Origin of the sequence: Cytobacillus sp. FSL W7-1323 (assembly GCF_038595015.1) — a bacterium.
Lineage (GTDB): Bacteria > Bacillota > Bacilli > Bacillales > Cytobacillaceae > Cytobacillus > Cytobacillus kochii.
The window spans coordinates 4265716-4283471 of record NZ_CP151998.1 but is presented as its reverse complement, the minus strand read 5'-3'; the positions used below and the strand labels follow the sequence as shown (position 1 = coordinate 4283471).

Here is a 17756-nt window from a genome sequence, read left to right as displayed (position 1 = left end):
TATATCCACAAAGTTATACACAAAAACGATGTGTTTATTCACAATTTGTGGATAATACCTTGAGTTATCACCTTGCTTCTTTTATACTGTCTTAGATGATAGACTGAAAATAGGGGGATTTCCCCTATTTAGAATGAAAGATATTGAAGGTGGATAACAATGAAAACAATTAGATGGTCAGTGGATAATAATGTGGATAATTTGAATAGTTACCCACAAATTGTCCAAGCCTCTGATTTACTTAAAGAAAATGAGGTTGTTGCTTTTCCAACTGAAACCGTATATGGGTTAGGTGGGAATGCAAAGAGTGACGGTGCCGTAGAGAAAATCTTTGCTGCCAAAGGAAGACCGGCAGATAATCCCTTAATTATTCATATAGCAAAGAGGATGCAACTGCAGGAACTGGCTGAAGAGATTCCATTAAAGGCAGAACAATTGATGGATGCCTTTTGGCCAGGACCATTAACGATTATTCTTAAGAAAAAAAGGGGTAGCCTTTCTGATTTAGCAACAGCAGGATTAAAAACTGTTGGCTTCCGTATGCCTGATCATCCTGTAGCATTAGCCATTCTTGCCCAAACGGATTTACCAATAGCTGCTCCAAGTGCAAATAGCTCAGGAAGACCGAGTCCAACAACAGCGGATCACGTGTGGGAAGATTTAGAAGGAAAAATTGCTGGTCTGGTAGACGGAGGAGCCACTGGTGTTGGTGTGGAGTCAACCGTAATTGATTGCACAGAAGAGATACCTGTTATTTTACGGCCGGGTGGTGTGACCAAGGAACAGATAATTGCGGTGATAGGTGAGGTAAAATTAGATCCGGCGCTACATAATCAACAAGCCAAACCAAAATCGCCTGGTATGAAATATACACATTACGCACCAGATGCACCATTAACATTAGTCGATTCAACTCCGATGCAGTTGCAACAATTGATCAATGAAAAAAGGGCAGAAGGACTGCGAGTAGGTGTACTGACAACAGATGAAAATAAAGATTTCTATGAAACGGATGTTGTTCTTTCTATGGGTGCGCGGGAAACGCTAGATACCGTGGCTGCAGGTTTATACTATGCATTGAGAGCATTTAATCATGAGAATGTCGATATCATTTTAGGTGAGGTTTTCCCATATGAAGGTGTCGGTGTGGCGATTATGAATCGCTTAGAGAAAGCTGCAGGCCATAGGCGCATTCAATTATAAGTAGACTTGGGAATGAGTGTTTCAGAACCTGAACAAAAAATTGTTCAGGTTCTGATTTGTTATCCCTTTTCACCTTAGAAGCTAAAAACAGAGGCTCAGTTTTTTTAAATGATTCTTATAGCGTGCTATTTCAGCAGAAATCCGGTAAGCTGTGTGGGTAAAATGATCATATTCCGATTGTATTACTTATGAGCGGAGCTTTTTTATTTTGTGCGTAAAAAAGCAAATCTGTCCTTGATAGCTCATAAAAAGAGGAAATCCGCGACTAAAAAAGCGGTGAAACTCTTAATAAGTCGCAAAAAGGCAAGAATCGCGACTAAAAAAAGAGACCCGCCAATGATCAGTCGTGAAAAGGTCAAATCCGCGACTAAAAAAGCGGTGAAACTCTTAATAAGTCGCAAAAGGGCAAGAATCGCGACTAAAAAAGGAGAACCAACTATGATCAGTCGTGAAAAGGTCAAATCCGCGACTAAAAAAGCAGAGACACTCTTTATAAGTCGCAAAAAGCAAGAATCGCGACTAAAAAAAGAGACCCGCCAATGATAAGTCGCGAAAAGAGGCAAATCCGCGACTAAAAAAGAAATCTCATCCCAAATCACTCGCGGAAAGCCCTACTAAAAATGATTTACCCTGCAAATAATGTACATTTCAGCATCCATAAACAACGTTGGTTTCCTTCTACACTACACGATATCCGCCGGCAATCAACTCTATTGATGCATCTTCGCTAGTGAAAATCACTACTATGAAAACAGAAAAAACCTGCCTTAATTGTGAGTCCTCTTATGGCAAAACAAGCATACTAAAAATCCCTGTATGTATGCACTTTGCATTATCCTGCCGCGTAACTACATCCCTAGCCTATAGAGATGCGCTGAGATTTTTGCAACCATCATATTTCGCTCTATCGAAGCAGTTTTGTTTTCGCCTAAAAAAACAATTCTAATTCTCCTTGGACATGCATATCTTCAAAAGAGCAAGTCCCGAGGAGGCTAAAGAGATGACGTTGTTAGTAGGTGAAGTCTTAACTTTAAGTTTAATGGCGTTTGCCTTAGGAATGGATGCATTTTCAGTTGGATTAGGTATGGGGATGTACAAATTAAGGTATCGGCAAATATTATATATAGGCTTTACGATTGGAGTATTTCATGTCATCATGCCATTGTTAGGAATGATGGCAGGGAAGTTTTTATCAGTTTATTTTAGTGAGATTGCTGCCTATATTGGTGCCGGTTTGTTGATGCTTTTAGGCCTGCAAATGTTCTGGTCAAGCTTAAAGGCTGAAAAAGAAAGTCTGTTGACCCCTGTTGGTTTTGGCTTATTAATTTTTGCTTTAAGTGTAAGTTTAGACAGCTTTTCAGTTGGGCTTACATTAGGTGTGTTGGGGGCAAAAACGGCTCTTGTTCTTACATTATTTGGTGTAATTGCCATGGTTCTTACTTGGGCAGGATTAATGATAGGAAGAAGAATGCAAGGGTGGTTCGGTAAATATAGTGAGACACTTGGAGGGGCGATTCTTTTTGCTTTTGGCGTCAAAATGTTATTCATGTAATATGGTTAAAATTTCCTAATAAAAATCAGTTAAGGTGCGTATTATTGATGTGTTTCGACAAAAAATTCTTAAAATTGTCGAAATATGTCGGTGATAGACACCTTATTTTGTCTATATCAAATAGGAGTTTTGGATTATAATGTAAGAGAAGGAGGCGAGCTTTATGGCTCACGTTTTATTTATTTGTACAGGTAACACATGTCGAAGCCCCATGGCTGAAGCGATATTACGTCATATAGACATTCCAGATGTAAAGGTGAAATCTGCGGGCATTTTTGCAAGTCAAGGTGGACCTGCATCTGCTTATACATCTCAAGTTTTAAAAGAAGAAGGCATAAGCATCAATCATCAATCAGCTCAATTGAATGAAGAGCTTATTCAATGGGCGACACATATATTAGTGATGACAAATGGACATAAACATGCGATTTTATCACATTTTCCTAATGCTATGGGAAAAGTTTTTCTAATAAAAGAGTTTGCTTATGATGGTAAACAAGAAGATATCATTGATCCATTCGGTGGGACGTTGCAACAATATAAAGAAACCTATAATGAACTACATGGAAGCATAAAAAAAATAGCAGAAGTATTAAAAGATAGTAATCAAGATAAACAAAGATGAACAGGTTGAAGTAGGGGGCAATCATGGAGACGCGTAAGATGAAATTTAGTTTAAGGAAAAAATTGGTTCTTCTCATCTCAGTATTAGCCGTTATTACATACTCAATAAGTGCGATATGTATTCAGTTCGTATATCCTTTAATGGGAAATATGCCGATAAGTAAAGAATTTTTTACGATTATTGTTCTTTTGCTTGGAGCGATTTGGTCTGCGATCTTAGCATTTATTGCAGCAGGGCTTATTACAAAACCACTTAAAGACTTAGAGCATTCTGCTATAAAAGCAGCGAATGGTAATTTACAAGAAAAGGCACAGGTTTCGCGTTCGGATGATGAAATACGTTCTTTAGGATTAGCCTTTAATCAAATGCTAACGAGTTTAAGAGAAATGATTGAACGAATTGATGAGAACTTTGCTATGACAAATAAAAAAGTGCACGAAATTTCCGCGGAGTCTTCGGTTGCTAATGAGCAAGCTGAAGCAATTGCTACAACTATCTCAGAAATATCTCAAGGAGCAGAAAACTCAGCGGTCGCAACACAGTCTGTTGCCGAACTTGTTGATGAAGTCATTCGAATTGCTGAAGAAGTTCAGGTGCAGGCAAAGCAATCTGAGCAAGTATCTGAAGAGCTTTTTGGTGATCTGAATAAATCCAAACATGCCATGCATTCACTTATTTCTGGAATAGAAAAACTAGCAGTAGGTAATCAGAAATCGTTAGAGACTGTAAAAATTTTAGAAGAAAATGCAGTCAAAGTAGAACAAATTATCCAACTTGTTGGCGATATTGCCACGCAAACAAACTTATTAGCATTAAATGCTTCTATTGAAGCGGCGAGAGCAGGAGAGCATGGTAAGGGCTTTGCTGTGGTTGCCGAAGAAGTGCGCAAGTTGGCTGATGAAAGTGCGAAAGCTGTGCAAGGAATATCGGAATTAATTAAAAATATTCAAGAAGAAGTGCGTAATGTGGTCAGTCAAATTTCCAATCAAGTGGAGTCTGCCAATCAAGAAGCACAAAAAGGGACCGAGACACATGCCGTCATTGAAGAGATGACGCAAACTGTAGATCAAATGAATGCTGCAGTGACCATGATTAAAGATTTAGTAGATAAACAAATGCATGCTATGCAGGAAACTTCAGCCCAATCGCAACAAGTAGCAGCGATTGCGGAGGAAACGTCTGCCGGTGCACAACAAGTTGCTGCTTCAACTGAGGCTCAAACATCTGTGATTGATACAGTCGACATACTAGTAAAAGAATTACAAGAGCAAGCCAACCAGTTAAAAACAGATATGAATAAATTTAAAGTGTAGCCTACCCAACTGAAAAGTAATTGCATCTTTATAATTTTTAAATTTTGTGTCAGAATAAAGTGATAATCATACAATCAAGTTTGATTGGAGGCATAAAAAATGAAAGTTGCAATTGCATCAGATCACGGTGGATTAAACATTCGTGCGGAAATAAAGTCATTATTAGAAGAACTCAATATTGAATATGAAGATTTTGGTTGTGAGTGTAGTACTTCTGTAGATTACCCTGATTATGCTTTACCGGTTGCTGAAAAAGTAGCGAGCGGTGAATTTGATAAAGGTATTCTCGTTTGTGGGACAGGGATTGGGATGTCTATAGCAGCCAATAAAGTGAAAGGCATTCGCTGTGCGCTTGTTCATGATACTTTCAGTGCGAAAGCAACAAGACAGCATAATGATAGTAATATGTTAGCGATGGGAGAAAGAGTCATTGGCCCAGGGCTTGCAAGAGAGATTGCCCAAGTATGGCTTGGCACGGATTATGAAGGCGGTCGCCATCAAAACCGTATTGGGAAGATAGATCAATACGAAAAAGAAAATCTATAAAACTTTGTTGCATATGTTGACTTCATGAAAGGAAGGAAGACATATGCATCTTTTTTATCTTGAGAAGAGAGGGAGCATATGATGATGGAAGAGTTAATACAACAATGGCGGGATATTTTAACAGAGTTTACACAAAAAGTATCACTAAACGAAGACAAATTAATTGTTATTGGCTGTAGTACGAGTGAAGTGATGAGTAATCATATCGGCACGGCTGGTTCAGAGGATGTGGCTGAATTCATCTTTTCAGAACTAATGAACTTACAAAAACAAACAAATGTTCAAATCGCTTTTCAATGCTGTGAGCATTTAAATCGCGCCATTGTTCTCGAACGAGCATCCGCTAAGAAGTATAACTTAGAAGAGGTGAGTGTTGTGCCAATCCGAAAAGCGGGTGGTGCGATGGCGACTTATGCGTTTCAACATTTCGATGCCCCTGTTGTAGTCGAGCATATAAAAGCTGATGCAGGGATAGATATCGGTGATACCTTCATTGGCATGCACTTGAAGCATGTGGTTGTACCTATTCGTCTTTCATTAAAAGAAGTAGGTGGTGCACACGTCACATTAGCAACGACTAGGCCGAAGTTGATTGGGGGAGAAAGAGCGGTCTACCAATAGAAATAGTCATTGTCTGATAATGCGCCGCTAGCGATAAGTAGATAAATGACGTATGTAACTAATTATTTCTGCATAACTTTTATTCGGAAATACCAACTTTACCCTTCATTTCATAATCATTTACATGTAACCGTTTTCCGTTAATATGGATAATTTTTTTCTCTTAATAAACAGTAAGCTTGCCTGTATCCTCCTGAAAAAACATGATAGAATAAAGGAGAATTTTCATAATAGCTATTCATTTTTGATAGTGTGGTAGAGATAAGGGAGGATTATTGTATGAAGCATTTAGCGCAGCAGGACGAGCAAGTTTTCAAATCAATTCAAGATGAATTAGGACGTCAGAGAAGTAAGATTGAATTAATCGCTTCAGAGAACTTTGTGTCAGAGGCGGTAATGGAGGCACAAGGATCTGTTCTCACGAATAAATATGCTGAAGGGTATCCTGGTCGTCGTTACTATGGTGGCTGTGAGCATGTTGATGTAGTGGAAGATTTAGCTAGAGATCGCGCGAAGCAAATCTTTGGAGCCGAGCATGCGAATGTTCAGCCTCATTCAGGTGCGCAAGCAAACATGGCAGTGTACTTCACGATTTTAGAACAAGGAGATACTGTCCTTGGTATGAATCTATCCCACGGTGGCCACTTAACGCACGGGAGTCCTGTAAACTTTAGTGGTGTCCAATATAATTTCGTTGAATATGGTGTAGACGAAACATCTCATACCATCAATTACGATGATGTATTAGCAAAAGCGAAAGAGCATAAACCGAAGCTAATTGTAGCAGGTGCAAGTGCGTATCCTCGTGTGATTGACTTCAAGCGTTTCCGTGAAATTGCAGATGAGGTTGGCGCTTATTTAATGGTCGATATGGCTCATATTGCGGGCTTAGTGGCAGCTGGTCTTCACCCTAATCCAGTACCATATGCTGATTTCGTGACAACAACAACTCATAAAACATTAAGAGGTCCACGTGGTGGTATGATTCTTTGTAAAGAAGAATTTGCGAAAAAAATCGATAAATCGATTTTCCCAGGTATTCAAGGTGGTCCATTAATGCATGTCATTGCCGCTAAAGCTGTAGCTTTCGGAGAAGCATTAGAAGATAGCTTTAAAGAATATGCGGAAAGCATTATCACAAATGCTAAGCATTTAGCAGAGTCACTTAAAAAAGAAGGCATCGACTTAGTATCTGGTGGAACAGATAACCATCTTTTACTTGTAGATGTTCGTTCATTAGGTTTAACGGGTAAAGTAGCAGAAAAAGTACTTGATGAAGTAGGTATTACGGTTAATAAAAATACAATTCCATTTGATCCAGAAAGCCCATTTGTGACAAGTGGTATACGTATTGGTACAGCAGCAGTTACTTCTCGTGGATTTGCAAAGAACGATATGGAAGAGATTGCTTCTATTATCGCGTTCACGTTGAAAAATGCGGAAGACGAAGAAAAGTTAGCTGAAGCTTCACAACGAGTAGAAGCATTAACAAGCAAATTTATTTTATATCCAGAAAGATAATCATCTAGTTTATCCAGCCTTCGCTTGAGGGCTGGATTTTTGTTAAGTTATGCCAACTATAACGAATGTTCTAAAAGTATCTTCTACATTTTCTTTTCTTCCAATGGCAATAAATGTTTCTATGTCAAGAATCGTAGTTGCCCCACAAACATTTTTTCTGTAAAATAGTACGAAGTGTGATTTGTACAATCAGTAAAAGGAGAGATATTTATGGCAAAAGTATATGTTTTCGATCATCCATTAATCCAACATAAGCTTACATACATTCGTGAAAAAAATACAGGTACGAAAGAATTCCGTGAACTCGTTGATGAAGTATCAACTTTGATGGCTTTCGAAATCACGAGAGATATGCCTTTAGAAGAAATTGAAATAGATACACCTGTTCAAAAAACAAATTCAAAAGTTCTTTCTGGAAAGAAAATGGGAATTGTGCCGATTTTACGTGCAGGTATTGGGATGGTAGACGGTATTTTGAAATTAATCCCTGCAGCTAAAGTAGGTCATGTTGGCTTATATCGTGATCCAGAGACTTTAAAACCAGTTGAGTACTATGCAAAATTCCCTGGTGATATTGAAGAGCGTGATTTCATTGTAGTTGATCCAATGCTTGCAACAGGCGGATCTGCAATTGAAGCAATCAATTCTTTGAAAAAACGCGGTGGAAAAAGCATTAAATTTATGTGTTTAATTGCTGCACCTGAAGGGGTAGAAGCATTAAAAGAAGCACATCCAGATGTAGATATATATATCGCTGCATTAGATGAAATGTTAAACGAAAAAGGCTACATCGTTCCTGGTCTTGGGGATGCGGGAGATCGTTTATTCGGTACAAAATAAAAAAATAAAGTTAATTATAGAAAATGAGCCCGTCCTAGGACGGGCTTTTTTACAAGAATGCTTCCCTTTAAGTGGATCTGATAAAGATCTGTTCGACAAATGTTTGTCGGAAGGTGAGTGCAACCAGCACTTCTTTTAGAAAGGTGGACGAGTGTTTTATGCAAAGACCGATTAAGGTAATGAGTATATTTGGAACAAGACCTGAAGCGATAAAGATGGCACCGCTTATTCTTGAGCTCAACAAGCACCCACAAGACTTTCATTCTATCGTTACAGTGACTGCTCAACATCGAGAAATGCTTGATCAGGTGCTTAAAATTTTTCAAATAGAACCGGACTTTGATTTAAATATTATGAGAGCAAGACAAACGTTAGTAGAAGTGACAAACCGTGTATTGTCTGGTTTAGATGAAGTAATGAAAGAGGTTGAACCAGACATTGTTCTTGTTCATGGGGATACAACAACATCATTTGCGGCCAGTTTAGCAGCTTTTTATAATGGGATTACTGTCGGCCACGTGGAGGCAGGCTTACGCACTTGGAACAAATTTTCTCCTTACCCAGAAGAAATGAATCGTCAGCTGACAGGTGTAATCAGTGATCTTCATTTCTCGCCAACAGAGAAATCGGCCGATAATCTATTGAGGGAAAATAAATCTGCAGAGCAAATATTCATTACGGGTAATACGGCGATTGATGCGTTAAAAACAACAGTGCGACCGGAATATCAGCATGAGATTTTAGAGAAAATTGGTGACGATCGCTTAATCTTGATGACAGCCCATCGCAGGGAAAATCTTGGCGAGCCGATGAGACATATGTTTAAAGCGATCAAAAAAATTGTCGAAACGCATGAAGATGTACAATTAGTATATCCGGTTCACCTAAACCCTGCTGTAAGAGAAGTTGCGAATGAAATTTTACAAGGGCATCCACGGATTCATTTGATTGAGCCACTAGGGATGATCGACTTTCATAACTTTTCCTCGCGTGCCCATTTAATTTTAACTGATTCAGGTGGTGTACAAGAAGAAGCACCATCGCTAGGAGTGCCTGTGTTAGTGTTGCGTGATACAACAGAACGCCCTGAAGGTATTCAAGCAGGCACATTGAAACTCGTTGGTACAGATGAGGAAGTTATCTATGCAAACGCTAATGAACTGTTAACTAGTAAACAGGCGTACAATGCGATGTCGAAAGCTTCTAATCCATACGGGGATGGTCACGCTTCTGAAAGAATTGCAGAGGCCATTAAGTATTATTTTCGTGAAGGTTTAAAGAAGCCAGCTCCATTTAAGCCCTTAATATAAGAACGCTATTTTCGTAATGGTTGTAGCTTTTAACTCACTTACGATACTAGATTCTTTTTATTGTGCACTAGACACTCGCTTTTTCGCGAAGATCCTATAAGCCTCCTCGGATTTTTCCTGCACGGCAACTCGAGGATTTCTGCAGCATTACACATTGGTTTTAAACGGCCTATAATAAAAAAGGTGATTACCTAAGTTTAAAAAGGGTATTCACCTTTTTTATTTGCGCTTCCCATTAAATTCCGTAGTATAGGGAAGCTAGAAATCGAAGACGCTAACAAAAAAAGGAGGAGTCGTAATGAAGAAAAATCTATTTATTCTCGTTATTATTCTTTTTCTTTTTCCTTGTACGTTAGGTATGAGTGCGTCTTCATCTCAACTAATTGTGCCTTCCTTGGATGAAATTAAAACAGAAGAACAAGTAGCTATCATCGTTTATAGTGATGACGCTGACTTACAAGTAGAAAAGGAGAAGCTCAAAGCACAAGGTGTCGCAATAAGATACATATTTAACTATGCCCTAAAAGGGTTTTCTGTTGAAGCAACAAATGATAAGTTAGCACAAATAGAAAGGAATCAAACAATTCATCACCTTACGACCGTAAAAAATTATACTGTGCAAGCAGAGAATGACAATATTCAGCTTATTGGTGGAGAGGCTATTAGAGGATATTTTGATGATGATAATCACCGCCTTACTGGAGAAGGTGTTAAGGTTGGCGTCATTGATACGGGGATTGATTATCGTCATCCAGATTTACGCATTAGTTATGGTGGTGGGAAAGACCTCGTGGACCAAGATGACGATCCGATGGAAACAGTGAATATGGGACGGTTGGATACATTGCACGGCACCCATGTGGCAGGTATCATTGCAGCCAACGGAAAAGTTAAAGGTGTGGCACCAAAAGCAGAGGTTATTGCATATCGTGCTTTAGGCCCAGGAGGAAGCGGGACGACAGAGCAAGTGTTACAAGCAATAGAACAAGCGATGAAAGATAAAGTGGATGTCATTAATCTTTCATTGGGAAATAATGTGAACGGACCTGATCTCCCTATTAGTCTTGCTTTAAATAAGGCAGTCGATAGTGGAATTGTTGCTGTTACATCATCGGGTAATTCAGGGCCTGGCATTTGGAGTGTTGGCTCACCGGGTACGGCTGCCAAAGCGATATCTGTAGGAGCCTCTACCCCTACATTAAAAGTACCTTATTTACATATTGGTAAAAAAGAAATGAAGTTGTATCCACTGCAAGGAACGATTCCGTGGGATTTAAACAAATCATTTGAGTTATATAACGGTGGCATTGGGAAAGAGGAGCAATTAAAAGGAGCTAATGGAAAAGTAGTTATTGTGGAGAGAGGGGAATTAACTTTTACGGAAAAAAGTAAGAATGCCAAGGAAGCAGGAGCACTTGCTTTGCTCATTTACAATAATACACCGGGCTCCTTCATGGGCAATTTAGAAGGGGTGTTAGATATCCCGGTTGTGTCATTAACGAAGGAAGATGGGGAAGAGATTAATCAAGAGCTTTCACAAGCTAAAAGATTATATGGACAAACAGTGATAAAGGAAGAAAAAGACATCTTAGCTGAATTTAGCTCAAGGGGTCCTGTGACTTCTACTTGGGAAATAAAACCTGATGTGGTTGCACCAGGAGTAGCCATTAATAGTACGGTACCTGGTGGATACACACCATTACAAGGAACAAGTATGGCAGCGCCTCATGTGGCAGGGGCAGCCGCTTTGTTAATACAGGCTCATCCTGAATGGCGCCCTGAGCAAGTAAAAGCAGCACTAATGAATACGGCCTTATCTATGGTGAATGAAGATGGTACGCCATACCGGACCTTTGAACAAGGTGCGGGCCGGATTCAATTGAAGGAAGCATTAATGACATCTACATTAATCTATCCATCGTCCATACAGTTTGGTAAGTTTAAGTTATCAGAACAACATCATGACCATGTAGCAAAAATTACGGTAGAAAATACAACCGATGAAAAGCAGTCCTATGCTTTTGAAATCCCGAAAAAACAAAAGGGGATTGAATGGCGTCTACCATTATCATTTATGCTTGAGCCTAAGGAGAAGAAAACCATTCGATTACATATGATCGTTAATCCAAAGGAACTCACTGAAAAACTGGCAGACGGTACGATTCGGTTGAATAGTAATAAGCAAACAATTCAGCTTCCTTATTTATACGTATTGGAAGAACCGGATTATCCACGTGTCATGGGCTTTAGTTTTGGTAAAGGTGATAGTAAGAAAACGTATCGCTATGAAGTGTATTTACCAGGTGGAGCGGAAGAGTTTGGGATTGCTTTATTCGATTCAACTTCATTAACTTTTATAGGCATGCTTGATTGGAAGAAAGATGTAAAGAAAGGCCAGGTAGAAGAGGATTTATTCATAAGCGATTTACCACAGCCTGGTTTGTATATTGCAAAAGTATTTGCTCGCAAATCTGGACAAGAAGATTGGATAGAGACCCGTTTATTCATTGGGGCTAATGGAGAATTAGAAATGATAGGAAATTAAGCGGTATAAAAATATTATAATTGAAAAACAATAGCCAAAAAGAACGCATAAATTTTCAGAATTTGCAAGAAAAATCTAGTGAAGATTTTATGAAAAAAGTGTGAACATCCATATTTTGCCCAAAAGAGAACTGGCGAAATTCCCATTAAACGCATTGACATTGACATGCCCCTATTGTATGCTTACAAAGGGTATTATTGATAAGGTTTTCATGAGCAGATTTTATAGTTTTATATCATATGAAATAGACGATTTATCATACTGCTTTCCTCAGAAAACCTCTTACCATTCTCGATTGAGAGGATGCGTTTTAATGCGTCATAATGACCGTCGCCCTTTTAAAGCGATGGCACTCATGTCCGCCATTCTTTCCCAATTAGTAGGCGCCATCCTTCTAGGTGTTTTTGCTGGAAGATGGTTCGATCGGTTACTAGAGACCGAACCACTGTTTCTAATAATCGGTTTATTACTAGGTTTGACAGTGGGCATTTATGCCATGCTTCGTTTAATCCAACAATTTTTTTCAGGAGAATAAACAAATATGCCGGAAATACAAGAAAGATTTAGTAGACAACGTAAATACATGCTTTTCTTGTTGTCGTTCTTTGTACTCGGCTGGGGCTTTACGTCTTATCAATCTATCTTTCTTGGCCTGATTTTGGGAACCGTTCTCAGCTTCTTTAATCTTTGGTTAATTGTAAGGAAGATGATTCAGTTCCGAGAAGCAGTAGAGAAAGAGCAAAAGGTGCGTTCACTAGGAACGATGTCGCGAATGGCATCTGCCGCTTTGGCAGTTATCATCGCCCTGGAGTATCCAGCGTATTTTCACCTTATAAGTGTAGTGTTGGGATTAATGACGTCCTATTTAGTCATTATGATAGATTTTTTTCTTCAATCTTTTCATTTACGTAAAAAGCGGGAAGAGAGGTGAATAATTTATGGATCATGGAGCTCCATTGAGAGAATTTATGGGGTTAAACTTCAACTTATCTAATATTCTGATGATAACAGTAGCAAGTGCGATAGTTTTCTTAATTGCTGTCATTTCAACTCGTCGTTTAGCAATGAAGCCGACAGGCATGCAAAACTTTTTTGAATGGGTGATGGACTTCGTTAAGAACATCATCAACAGCAACATGGCATGGAAAGATGGTGGTAGATTCCACGTGCTTGGAATCACACTCATCATGTACGTATTTGTATCGAACATGCTAGGACTTCCATTTGCAGTCACCTATAACCACGAGCTATGGTGGAAATCACCAACAGCTGATCCGGTCGTAACGCTTACACTAGCAGCGATGGTGGTAGGTCTTTCACATTATTATGGTGTGAGAGTGAAGGGTCTGAAAGAATATGGGAAAGATTTCTTCAAGCCAATGTGGTTTATGTTCCCATTGAAAATCATTGAAGAGTTTGCCAACACATTAACACTTGGTTTGCGTCTTTACGGTAATATTTATGCAGGGGAAATCCTACTGACATTACTAGCAGGCTCACTTGCAACAGGGTTCTTAGGACATGCTGTAGCAGTATTACCAACATTATTATGGATGGGATTCTCCGTATTTATCGGTGCTATCCAAGCATTTATTTTCTGTATGTTAACAATGGTTTATATGTCTCACAAAGTGAGTCACGACCATTAATATATACCTGTTCATTACATGAACAAAACATGTTTGTTAAAAATAATTTTATTCCAAAATTTTAAGGAGGAAACAAATAATGGGTCTTATAGCAGCAGCAATCGCAATCGGTTTAGCAGCACTTGGTGCAGGTATTGGTAACGGATTAATCGTTTCAAAAACAGTTGAAGGTATGGCACGTCAACCAGAAGCTCGTGGTATGCTTCAAACTACTATGTTCATCGGGGTAGCGTTAGTTGAGGCGATTCCGATCATCGGCGTAGTTATCGCATTCATGGTTATCGGTGGCTAATTTTTTGTATTTGTAAAATGGCGAAGATCATCACAAGTGGACCTTCGCCTTTCCTTTATGTAAATTCAATCGAATGACTTTAAAATAGTTTGACCTTAAGTGAACGTCTCTTGAAGGGAGTGAATCGAGGGTGTTATTAGATAGTTATGTATTAGGTGCATCTGGCGGCTTTAATGGTGGCGACATCGTATTCCAATTGATTATGTTCATCATTTTGTTAGCTTTAATTAAAAAGTTTGCATGGGGCCCACTTATGGGAATCATGAACCAACGTGAAGAACATATCGCTGGTGAAATTGAAGCAGCAGAAGCAAGTCGTGTAGAGGCGAAGAAATTACTAGAAGAGCAAAAGCTTCTATTAAAAGAAGCGCGTACAGAAGCGCAAACGTTAATTGAAAGCGCGAAAAAGCAAGGTGAAGCGCAACGCGAAGAGATAATTGTTGCGGCACGTGCTGAAGGCGATCGTTTGAAAAATTCTGCAAAACTTGAAATCGAGCAGCAAAAAGAACAAGCTGTATCAGCTATTCGTGAACAAGTTGCTTCATTATCTGTCCTAGTTGCTTCGAAAGTTATTGAGAAGGAATTAAGTGCAGCCGATCAAGAAAAACTAATTAACGAATATATTCAAGAGGCAGGCGAGAAGCAATGACGAGCTCAATAGTGGCAAAACGTTACGCGTTAGCTCTATTCCAGCTTGCGAATGAACATCAGCTTCTTGACCAAATGGAAGATGAGCTTCGTGCAGTGAAAGACGTAGTGAATCATGACTCTGAATTTAAAGCAGTGCTAAAGACTCCTAAGCTCTCTATTCAAAAAAAGAAAGAGATCGTAAAAGAAGCTTTTGCATCTGTTAACACATATGTGATAAACACTTTACTCATCATGGTGGAGCGTCATCGTGAAGATGAAATCACAGGTATGGTCGAGCATTTCTTAGACCTATCAGATGAGCAAAAAGGAATTGCTGAAGCGAAAGTTTACTCTGTTCGTCCTTTAACTGATGAAGAGAGAAACGCTTTATCTGCAACATTTGCAGCTAAAGTGGGCAAGCAATCCCTTCGTATAGAAAATATCGTTGATTCAAATTTATTGGGCGGTGTCAAGCTTCGCATAGGAAACAAGATTTTCGATGGCAGCTTACGTGGCAAGCTAGATAGACTTGAGCGACAATTGTTAGGCTAAGATTCGTAGATAGGGGTGAAACTCATGAGCATCAAAGCTGAAGAAATCAGTGCGCTGATAAAAAAGCAAATTGAAGGTTATCAGTCGGAAATTCAAGTGAGTGATGTCGGTACAGTTATCTCAGTAGGTGATGGTATCGCGCGTGTTCATGGTTTAGATAACGCCATGGCTGGCGAACTTGTTGAATTTTCGAATGGCGTTATGGGTATGGCGCAAAACCTTGAAGAAAGTAACGTCGGTATTGTTATTTTAGGACCATTCACAGAGATCAAAGAAGGCGATGAAGTACGCCGCACAGGACGTATCATGGAGGTACCAGTAGGTGAAGAACTTATTGGCCGTGTTGTAAACCCTCTTGGACACCCTGTTGATGGAATGGGACCAATCAATACAACAAAAACTCGTCCGATTGAAGGACCGGCTCCAGGTGTTATGGATCGTAAATCTGTACATGAGCCATTACAAACAGGTATTAAAGCGATTGACGCATTAGTGCCAATCGGTCGTGGTCAACGTGAGTTAATCATCGGGGACCGTCAAACAGGTAAAACATCTGTTGCAATCGACACAATTTTAAACCAAGCTGACCAAGATATGATTTGTATCTATGTTGCAATTGGTCAAAAAGAATCAACTGTACGTAATGCTGTTGAAACATTACGTAAAACAGGTGCACTAGATTACACGATTGTTGTAACTGCATCTGCATCTCAACCAGCTCCATTACTTTACTTAGCACCATACGCTGGGGTAGCAATGGGTGAAGAGTTCATGTATAACGGTAAACATGTACTAGTTGTTTATGATGACTTAACAAAACAAGCATCTGCTTACCGTGAACTTTCATTATTATTACGTCGTCCTCCAGGTCGTGAAGCATATCCAGGGGATGTATTCTACTTGCACAGCCGTCTTTTAGAGCGTGCAGCTAAACTAAGTGACGCAAAAGGTGCCGGTTCAATCACTGCGCTACCTTTCATTGAAACACAAGCAGGTGACGTTTCTGCCTATATTCCAACAAACGTTATTTCTATCACTGACGGACAAATCTTCCTTCAGTCTGACCTATTCTTCTCTGGTGTTCGTCCAGCGATTAACGCAGGTCTTTCTGTATCACGTGTTGGTGGTTCTGCACAAATCAAGGCAATGAAAAAAGTAGCTGGTACATTACGTCTAGACCTTGCTTCATTCCGTGAACTTGAATCATTCTCTCAATTTGGTTCAGATTTAGATGCAGCAACACAAGCGAAGTTAAACCGTGGTGCTCGTACAGTTGAGGTTCTTAAACAAGACCTTAATAAACCACTTAAAGTAGAAAAGCAAGTTGCGATTCTTTATGCGTTAACTCGTGGTTTCCTTGATGATATTCCAGTTGAAGATATCCGTCGTTTTGAAGAAGAATATCTTACTTGGTTAGATCAAAATCATAAAGAATTGCTTGACCATATCGCTACAACTCAAGGCCTTCCGGCTGATGAAGATATGGCAGCTGCAATTAACGAATTCAAGAAAACGTTTGTGGTTTCTGAATAATCATTGCAGAGTTAGACAGGATGGGATCGTTGTCCCTTCCTGCCTTTTCATGCATTGTTTTTACAGGATCTAATGATATATAAGGATTGGGACAGCCTACGCGCTAACCAATCAAACACACTTAAGTATAAGGGTGGTGAGAACCTGTGGCATCATTACGTGATATAAAGAACCGAATCAATTCTACGAAGAAAACAAGTCAAATTACAAAAGCTATGCAAATGGTATCAGCTTCAAAGATGACTCGTGCGGAAATGAATGCAAAAGCATTTGTACCTTATATGGAAAAAATCCAAGAGGTAACAGCGTCTATCGCAATTGGTAGTGCAGATGCATCACATCCAATGTTAGTGAGCCGTCCGGTTAAGAAAACGGGTTATGTCGTCATTACATCTGACCGTGGACTAGCTGGGGCATTTAACAGTAGAGTTCTAAAAGCCGTTAACCAAACAATTCAACAAAGACATAAGTCTAATGATGAGTTTGCGATAATAGCGATTGGTAGAATGGCCGTTGATTTCTTCAAAGGAAAAGGGATGAATGTAATCGTCGATATCGTCGGCGTAGCAGACCAGCCATCATTTGCTGAAATCAAAGACTTAACAACTAAAACGGTTGGTATGTTCTCTGATGAAACATATGATGAGCTATACATTTATTACAATCACTATGTCAGCGCAATTACTCAAGAAGTAACATCGAAAAAAATCTTACCACTAACAGATATTTCTAGTGGGTCAGACCAGTTAACTTCGTATGAATTTGAGCCTTCCGCTGAAGAAATTTTGAAAGTATTGCTACCTCAGTATGCTGAAAGCTTAATCTATGGTGCATTATTAGATAGTAAAGCTAGTGAGCATGCCGCGCGTATGACAGCGATGAAGAATGCTACGGATAATGCGAAGGATCTAATCAATGCATTAGACTTAAGCTATAACCGTGCGCGTCAGGCTGCAATTACTCAAGAGATTACTGAAATTGTCGGTGGAGCAGCTGCTCTAGAATAATTAAATAGCATTTCTTA

19 protein-coding genes are annotated in these 17756 nt (G+C 39.3%); all 19 read left to right on the top strand.

Going from position 1 to position 17756, the window contains the following annotated elements:
* Positions 1 to 159 precede the first annotated feature (159 nt).
* The 19 genes from MKX67_RS21775 to MKX67_RS21685 all read left to right on the top strand — a co-directional run bounded on the left by MKX67_RS21775 (position 160) and on the right by MKX67_RS21685 (position 17739).
* A complete protein-coding gene (locus MKX67_RS21775) occupies positions 160 to 1203 on the top strand; it encodes an L-threonylcarbamoyladenylate synthase (RefSeq protein ID WP_322909837.1) in 1044 nt (347 codons plus the stop codon).
* Between the two features lie 210 nt (positions 1204 to 1413).
* Positions 1414 to 1746 (top strand): hypothetical protein, encoded by a 333-nt coding sequence (locus tag MKX67_RS21770; protein ID WP_322909836.1) that lies wholly within the window; start codon positions 1414 to 1416, stop codon positions 1744 to 1746.
* A gap of 457 nt (positions 1747 to 2203) precedes the next feature.
* Positions 2204 to 2755 (top strand): manganese efflux pump MntP family protein, encoded by a 552-nt coding sequence (locus MKX67_RS21765; RefSeq protein WP_095371577.1) that lies wholly within the window; start codon positions 2204 to 2206, stop codon positions 2753 to 2755.
* A 163-nt stretch (positions 2756 to 2918) separates the two neighbouring features.
* On the top strand, positions 2919 to 3380 hold the full coding sequence (locus MKX67_RS21760) for a low molecular weight protein arginine phosphatase (protein WP_095371578.1): 462 nt from the start codon (positions 2919 to 2921) through the stop codon (positions 3378 to 3380).
* Between the two features lie 23 nt (positions 3381 to 3403).
* On the top strand, positions 3404 to 4693 hold the full coding sequence (locus MKX67_RS21755; protein ID WP_095371579.1) for a methyl-accepting chemotaxis protein: 1290 nt from the start codon (positions 3404 to 3406) through the stop codon (positions 4691 to 4693).
* Positions 4694 to 4792: 99 nt separating this feature from the next.
* On the top strand, positions 4793 to 5239 hold the full coding sequence (gene rpiB / locus MKX67_RS21750; protein ID WP_095371580.1) for a ribose 5-phosphate isomerase B: 447 nt from the start codon (positions 4793 to 4795) through the stop codon (positions 5237 to 5239).
* A gap of 78 nt (positions 5240 to 5317) precedes the next feature.
* Complete coding sequence (locus MKX67_RS21745) at positions 5318 to 5860, top strand: TIGR01440 family protein (protein WP_095371581.1); 543 nt, start codon at positions 5318 to 5320, stop codon at positions 5858 to 5860.
* A 279-nt stretch (positions 5861 to 6139) separates the two neighbouring features.
* Positions 6140 to 7381 carry a serine hydroxymethyltransferase gene (gene glyA / locus MKX67_RS21740; RefSeq protein ID WP_095371582.1) on the top strand — a complete coding sequence of 414 codons (1242 nt, stop codon included), beginning with the start codon at positions 6140 to 6142 and terminating at the stop codon, positions 7379 to 7381.
* Positions 7382 to 7591: 210 nt separating this feature from the next.
* Entirely contained in the window at positions 7592 to 8221 is a 630-nt protein-coding gene (upp, locus tag MKX67_RS21735; RefSeq protein WP_095371583.1) for a uracil phosphoribosyltransferase, read from the top strand.
* Positions 8222 to 8379: 158 nt separating this feature from the next.
* Positions 8380 to 9531 carry a UDP-N-acetylglucosamine 2-epimerase (non-hydrolyzing) gene (gene wecB / locus MKX67_RS21730; protein ID WP_307318204.1) on the top strand — a complete coding sequence of 384 codons (1152 nt, stop codon included), beginning with the start codon at positions 8380 to 8382 and terminating at the stop codon, positions 9529 to 9531.
* Positions 9532 to 9829: 298 nt separating this feature from the next.
* A complete protein-coding gene (locus MKX67_RS21725; protein ID WP_322909835.1) occupies positions 9830 to 12076 on the top strand; it encodes a S8 family serine peptidase in 2247 nt (748 codons plus the stop codon).
* Positions 12077 to 12389: 313 nt separating this feature from the next.
* Entirely contained in the window at positions 12390 to 12611 is a 222-nt protein-coding gene (locus MKX67_RS21720; RefSeq protein ID WP_095371586.1) for an AtpZ/AtpI family protein, read from the top strand.
* A 6-nt stretch (positions 12612 to 12617) separates the two neighbouring features.
* Positions 12618 to 13007 carry an ATP synthase subunit I gene (locus tag MKX67_RS21715; RefSeq protein ID WP_095371587.1) on the top strand — a complete coding sequence of 130 codons (390 nt, stop codon included), beginning with the start codon at positions 12618 to 12620 and terminating at the stop codon, positions 13005 to 13007.
* A gap of 7 nt (positions 13008 to 13014) precedes the next feature.
* Entirely contained in the window at positions 13015 to 13725 is a 711-nt protein-coding gene (gene atpB / locus MKX67_RS21710; RefSeq protein WP_281203301.1) for a F0F1 ATP synthase subunit A, read from the top strand.
* A 79-nt stretch (positions 13726 to 13804) separates the two neighbouring features.
* Positions 13805 to 14017, top strand: coding sequence for a F0F1 ATP synthase subunit C (atpE, locus tag MKX67_RS21705; protein ID WP_095371589.1), 213 nt, complete (start codon positions 13805 to 13807; stop codon positions 14015 to 14017).
* A 130-nt stretch (positions 14018 to 14147) separates the two neighbouring features.
* Entirely contained in the window at positions 14148 to 14666 is a 519-nt protein-coding gene (locus MKX67_RS21700; protein ID WP_224936757.1) for a F0F1 ATP synthase subunit B, read from the top strand.
* Positions 14663 to 15199 carry a F0F1 ATP synthase subunit delta gene (locus MKX67_RS21695; protein WP_095371591.1) on the top strand — a complete coding sequence of 179 codons (537 nt, stop codon included), beginning with the start codon at positions 14663 to 14665 and terminating at the stop codon, positions 15197 to 15199. The genes MKX67_RS21700 and MKX67_RS21695 overlap by 4 nt, the downstream gene beginning before the upstream one ends.
* A 24-nt stretch (positions 15200 to 15223) precedes the next feature.
* A complete protein-coding gene (gene atpA / locus MKX67_RS21690) occupies positions 15224 to 16732 on the top strand; it encodes a F0F1 ATP synthase subunit alpha (protein ID WP_095371592.1) in 1509 nt (502 codons plus the stop codon).
* A 146-nt stretch (positions 16733 to 16878) separates the two neighbouring features.
* Positions 16879 to 17739 (top strand): F0F1 ATP synthase subunit gamma, encoded by an 861-nt coding sequence (locus MKX67_RS21685; protein ID WP_095371593.1) that lies wholly within the window; start codon positions 16879 to 16881, stop codon positions 17737 to 17739.
* The last annotated feature ends 17 nt before the right edge of the window (positions 17740 to 17756 follow it).

What these genes read in the sequence shown, in the direction of transcription:
- MKX67_RS21775 (WP_322909837.1), top strand. Translation starts at nt 160, where the DNA reads ATGAAAACAATTAGATGGTCAGTGGATAATAATGTGGATAATTTGAAT.
- MKX67_RS21765 (WP_095371577.1), top strand. Translation starts at nt 2,204, where the DNA reads ATGACGTTGTTAGTAGGTGAAGTCTTAACTTTAAGTTTAATGGCGTTT.
- MKX67_RS21760 (WP_095371578.1), top strand. Translation starts at nt 2,919, where the DNA reads ATGGCTCACGTTTTATTTATTTGTACAGGTAACACATGTCGAAGCCCC.
- MKX67_RS21755 (WP_095371579.1), top strand. Translation starts at nt 3,404, where the DNA reads ATGGAGACGCGTAAGATGAAATTTAGTTTAAGGAAAAAATTGGTTCTT.
- rpiB (WP_095371580.1), top strand. Translation starts at nt 4,793, where the DNA reads ATGAAAGTTGCAATTGCATCAGATCACGGTGGATTAAACATTCGTGCG.
- MKX67_RS21745 (WP_095371581.1), top strand. Translation starts at nt 5,318, where the DNA reads ATGATGATGGAAGAGTTAATACAACAATGGCGGGATATTTTAACAGAG.
- glyA (WP_095371582.1), top strand. Translation starts at nt 6,140, where the DNA reads ATGAAGCATTTAGCGCAGCAGGACGAGCAAGTTTTCAAATCAATTCAA.
- upp (WP_095371583.1), top strand. Translation starts at nt 7,592, where the DNA reads ATGGCAAAAGTATATGTTTTCGATCATCCATTAATCCAACATAAGCTT.
- wecB (WP_307318204.1), top strand. Translation starts at nt 8,380, where the DNA reads ATGCAAAGACCGATTAAGGTAATGAGTATATTTGGAACAAGACCTGAA.
- MKX67_RS21725 (WP_322909835.1), top strand. Translation starts at nt 9,830, where the DNA reads ATGAAGAAAAATCTATTTATTCTCGTTATTATTCTTTTTCTTTTTCCT.
- MKX67_RS21720 (WP_095371586.1), top strand. Translation starts at nt 12,390, where the DNA reads ATGCGTCATAATGACCGTCGCCCTTTTAAAGCGATGGCACTCATGTCC.
- MKX67_RS21715 (WP_095371587.1), top strand. Translation starts at nt 12,618, where the DNA reads ATGCCGGAAATACAAGAAAGATTTAGTAGACAACGTAAATACATGCTT.
- atpB (WP_281203301.1), top strand. Translation starts at nt 13,015, where the DNA reads ATGGATCATGGAGCTCCATTGAGAGAATTTATGGGGTTAAACTTCAAC.
- atpE (WP_095371589.1), top strand. Translation starts at nt 13,805, where the DNA reads ATGGGTCTTATAGCAGCAGCAATCGCAATCGGTTTAGCAGCACTTGGT.
- MKX67_RS21695 (WP_095371591.1), top strand. Translation starts at nt 14,663, where the DNA reads ATGACGAGCTCAATAGTGGCAAAACGTTACGCGTTAGCTCTATTCCAG.
- atpA (WP_095371592.1), top strand. Translation starts at nt 15,224, where the DNA reads ATGAGCATCAAAGCTGAAGAAATCAGTGCGCTGATAAAAAAGCAAATT.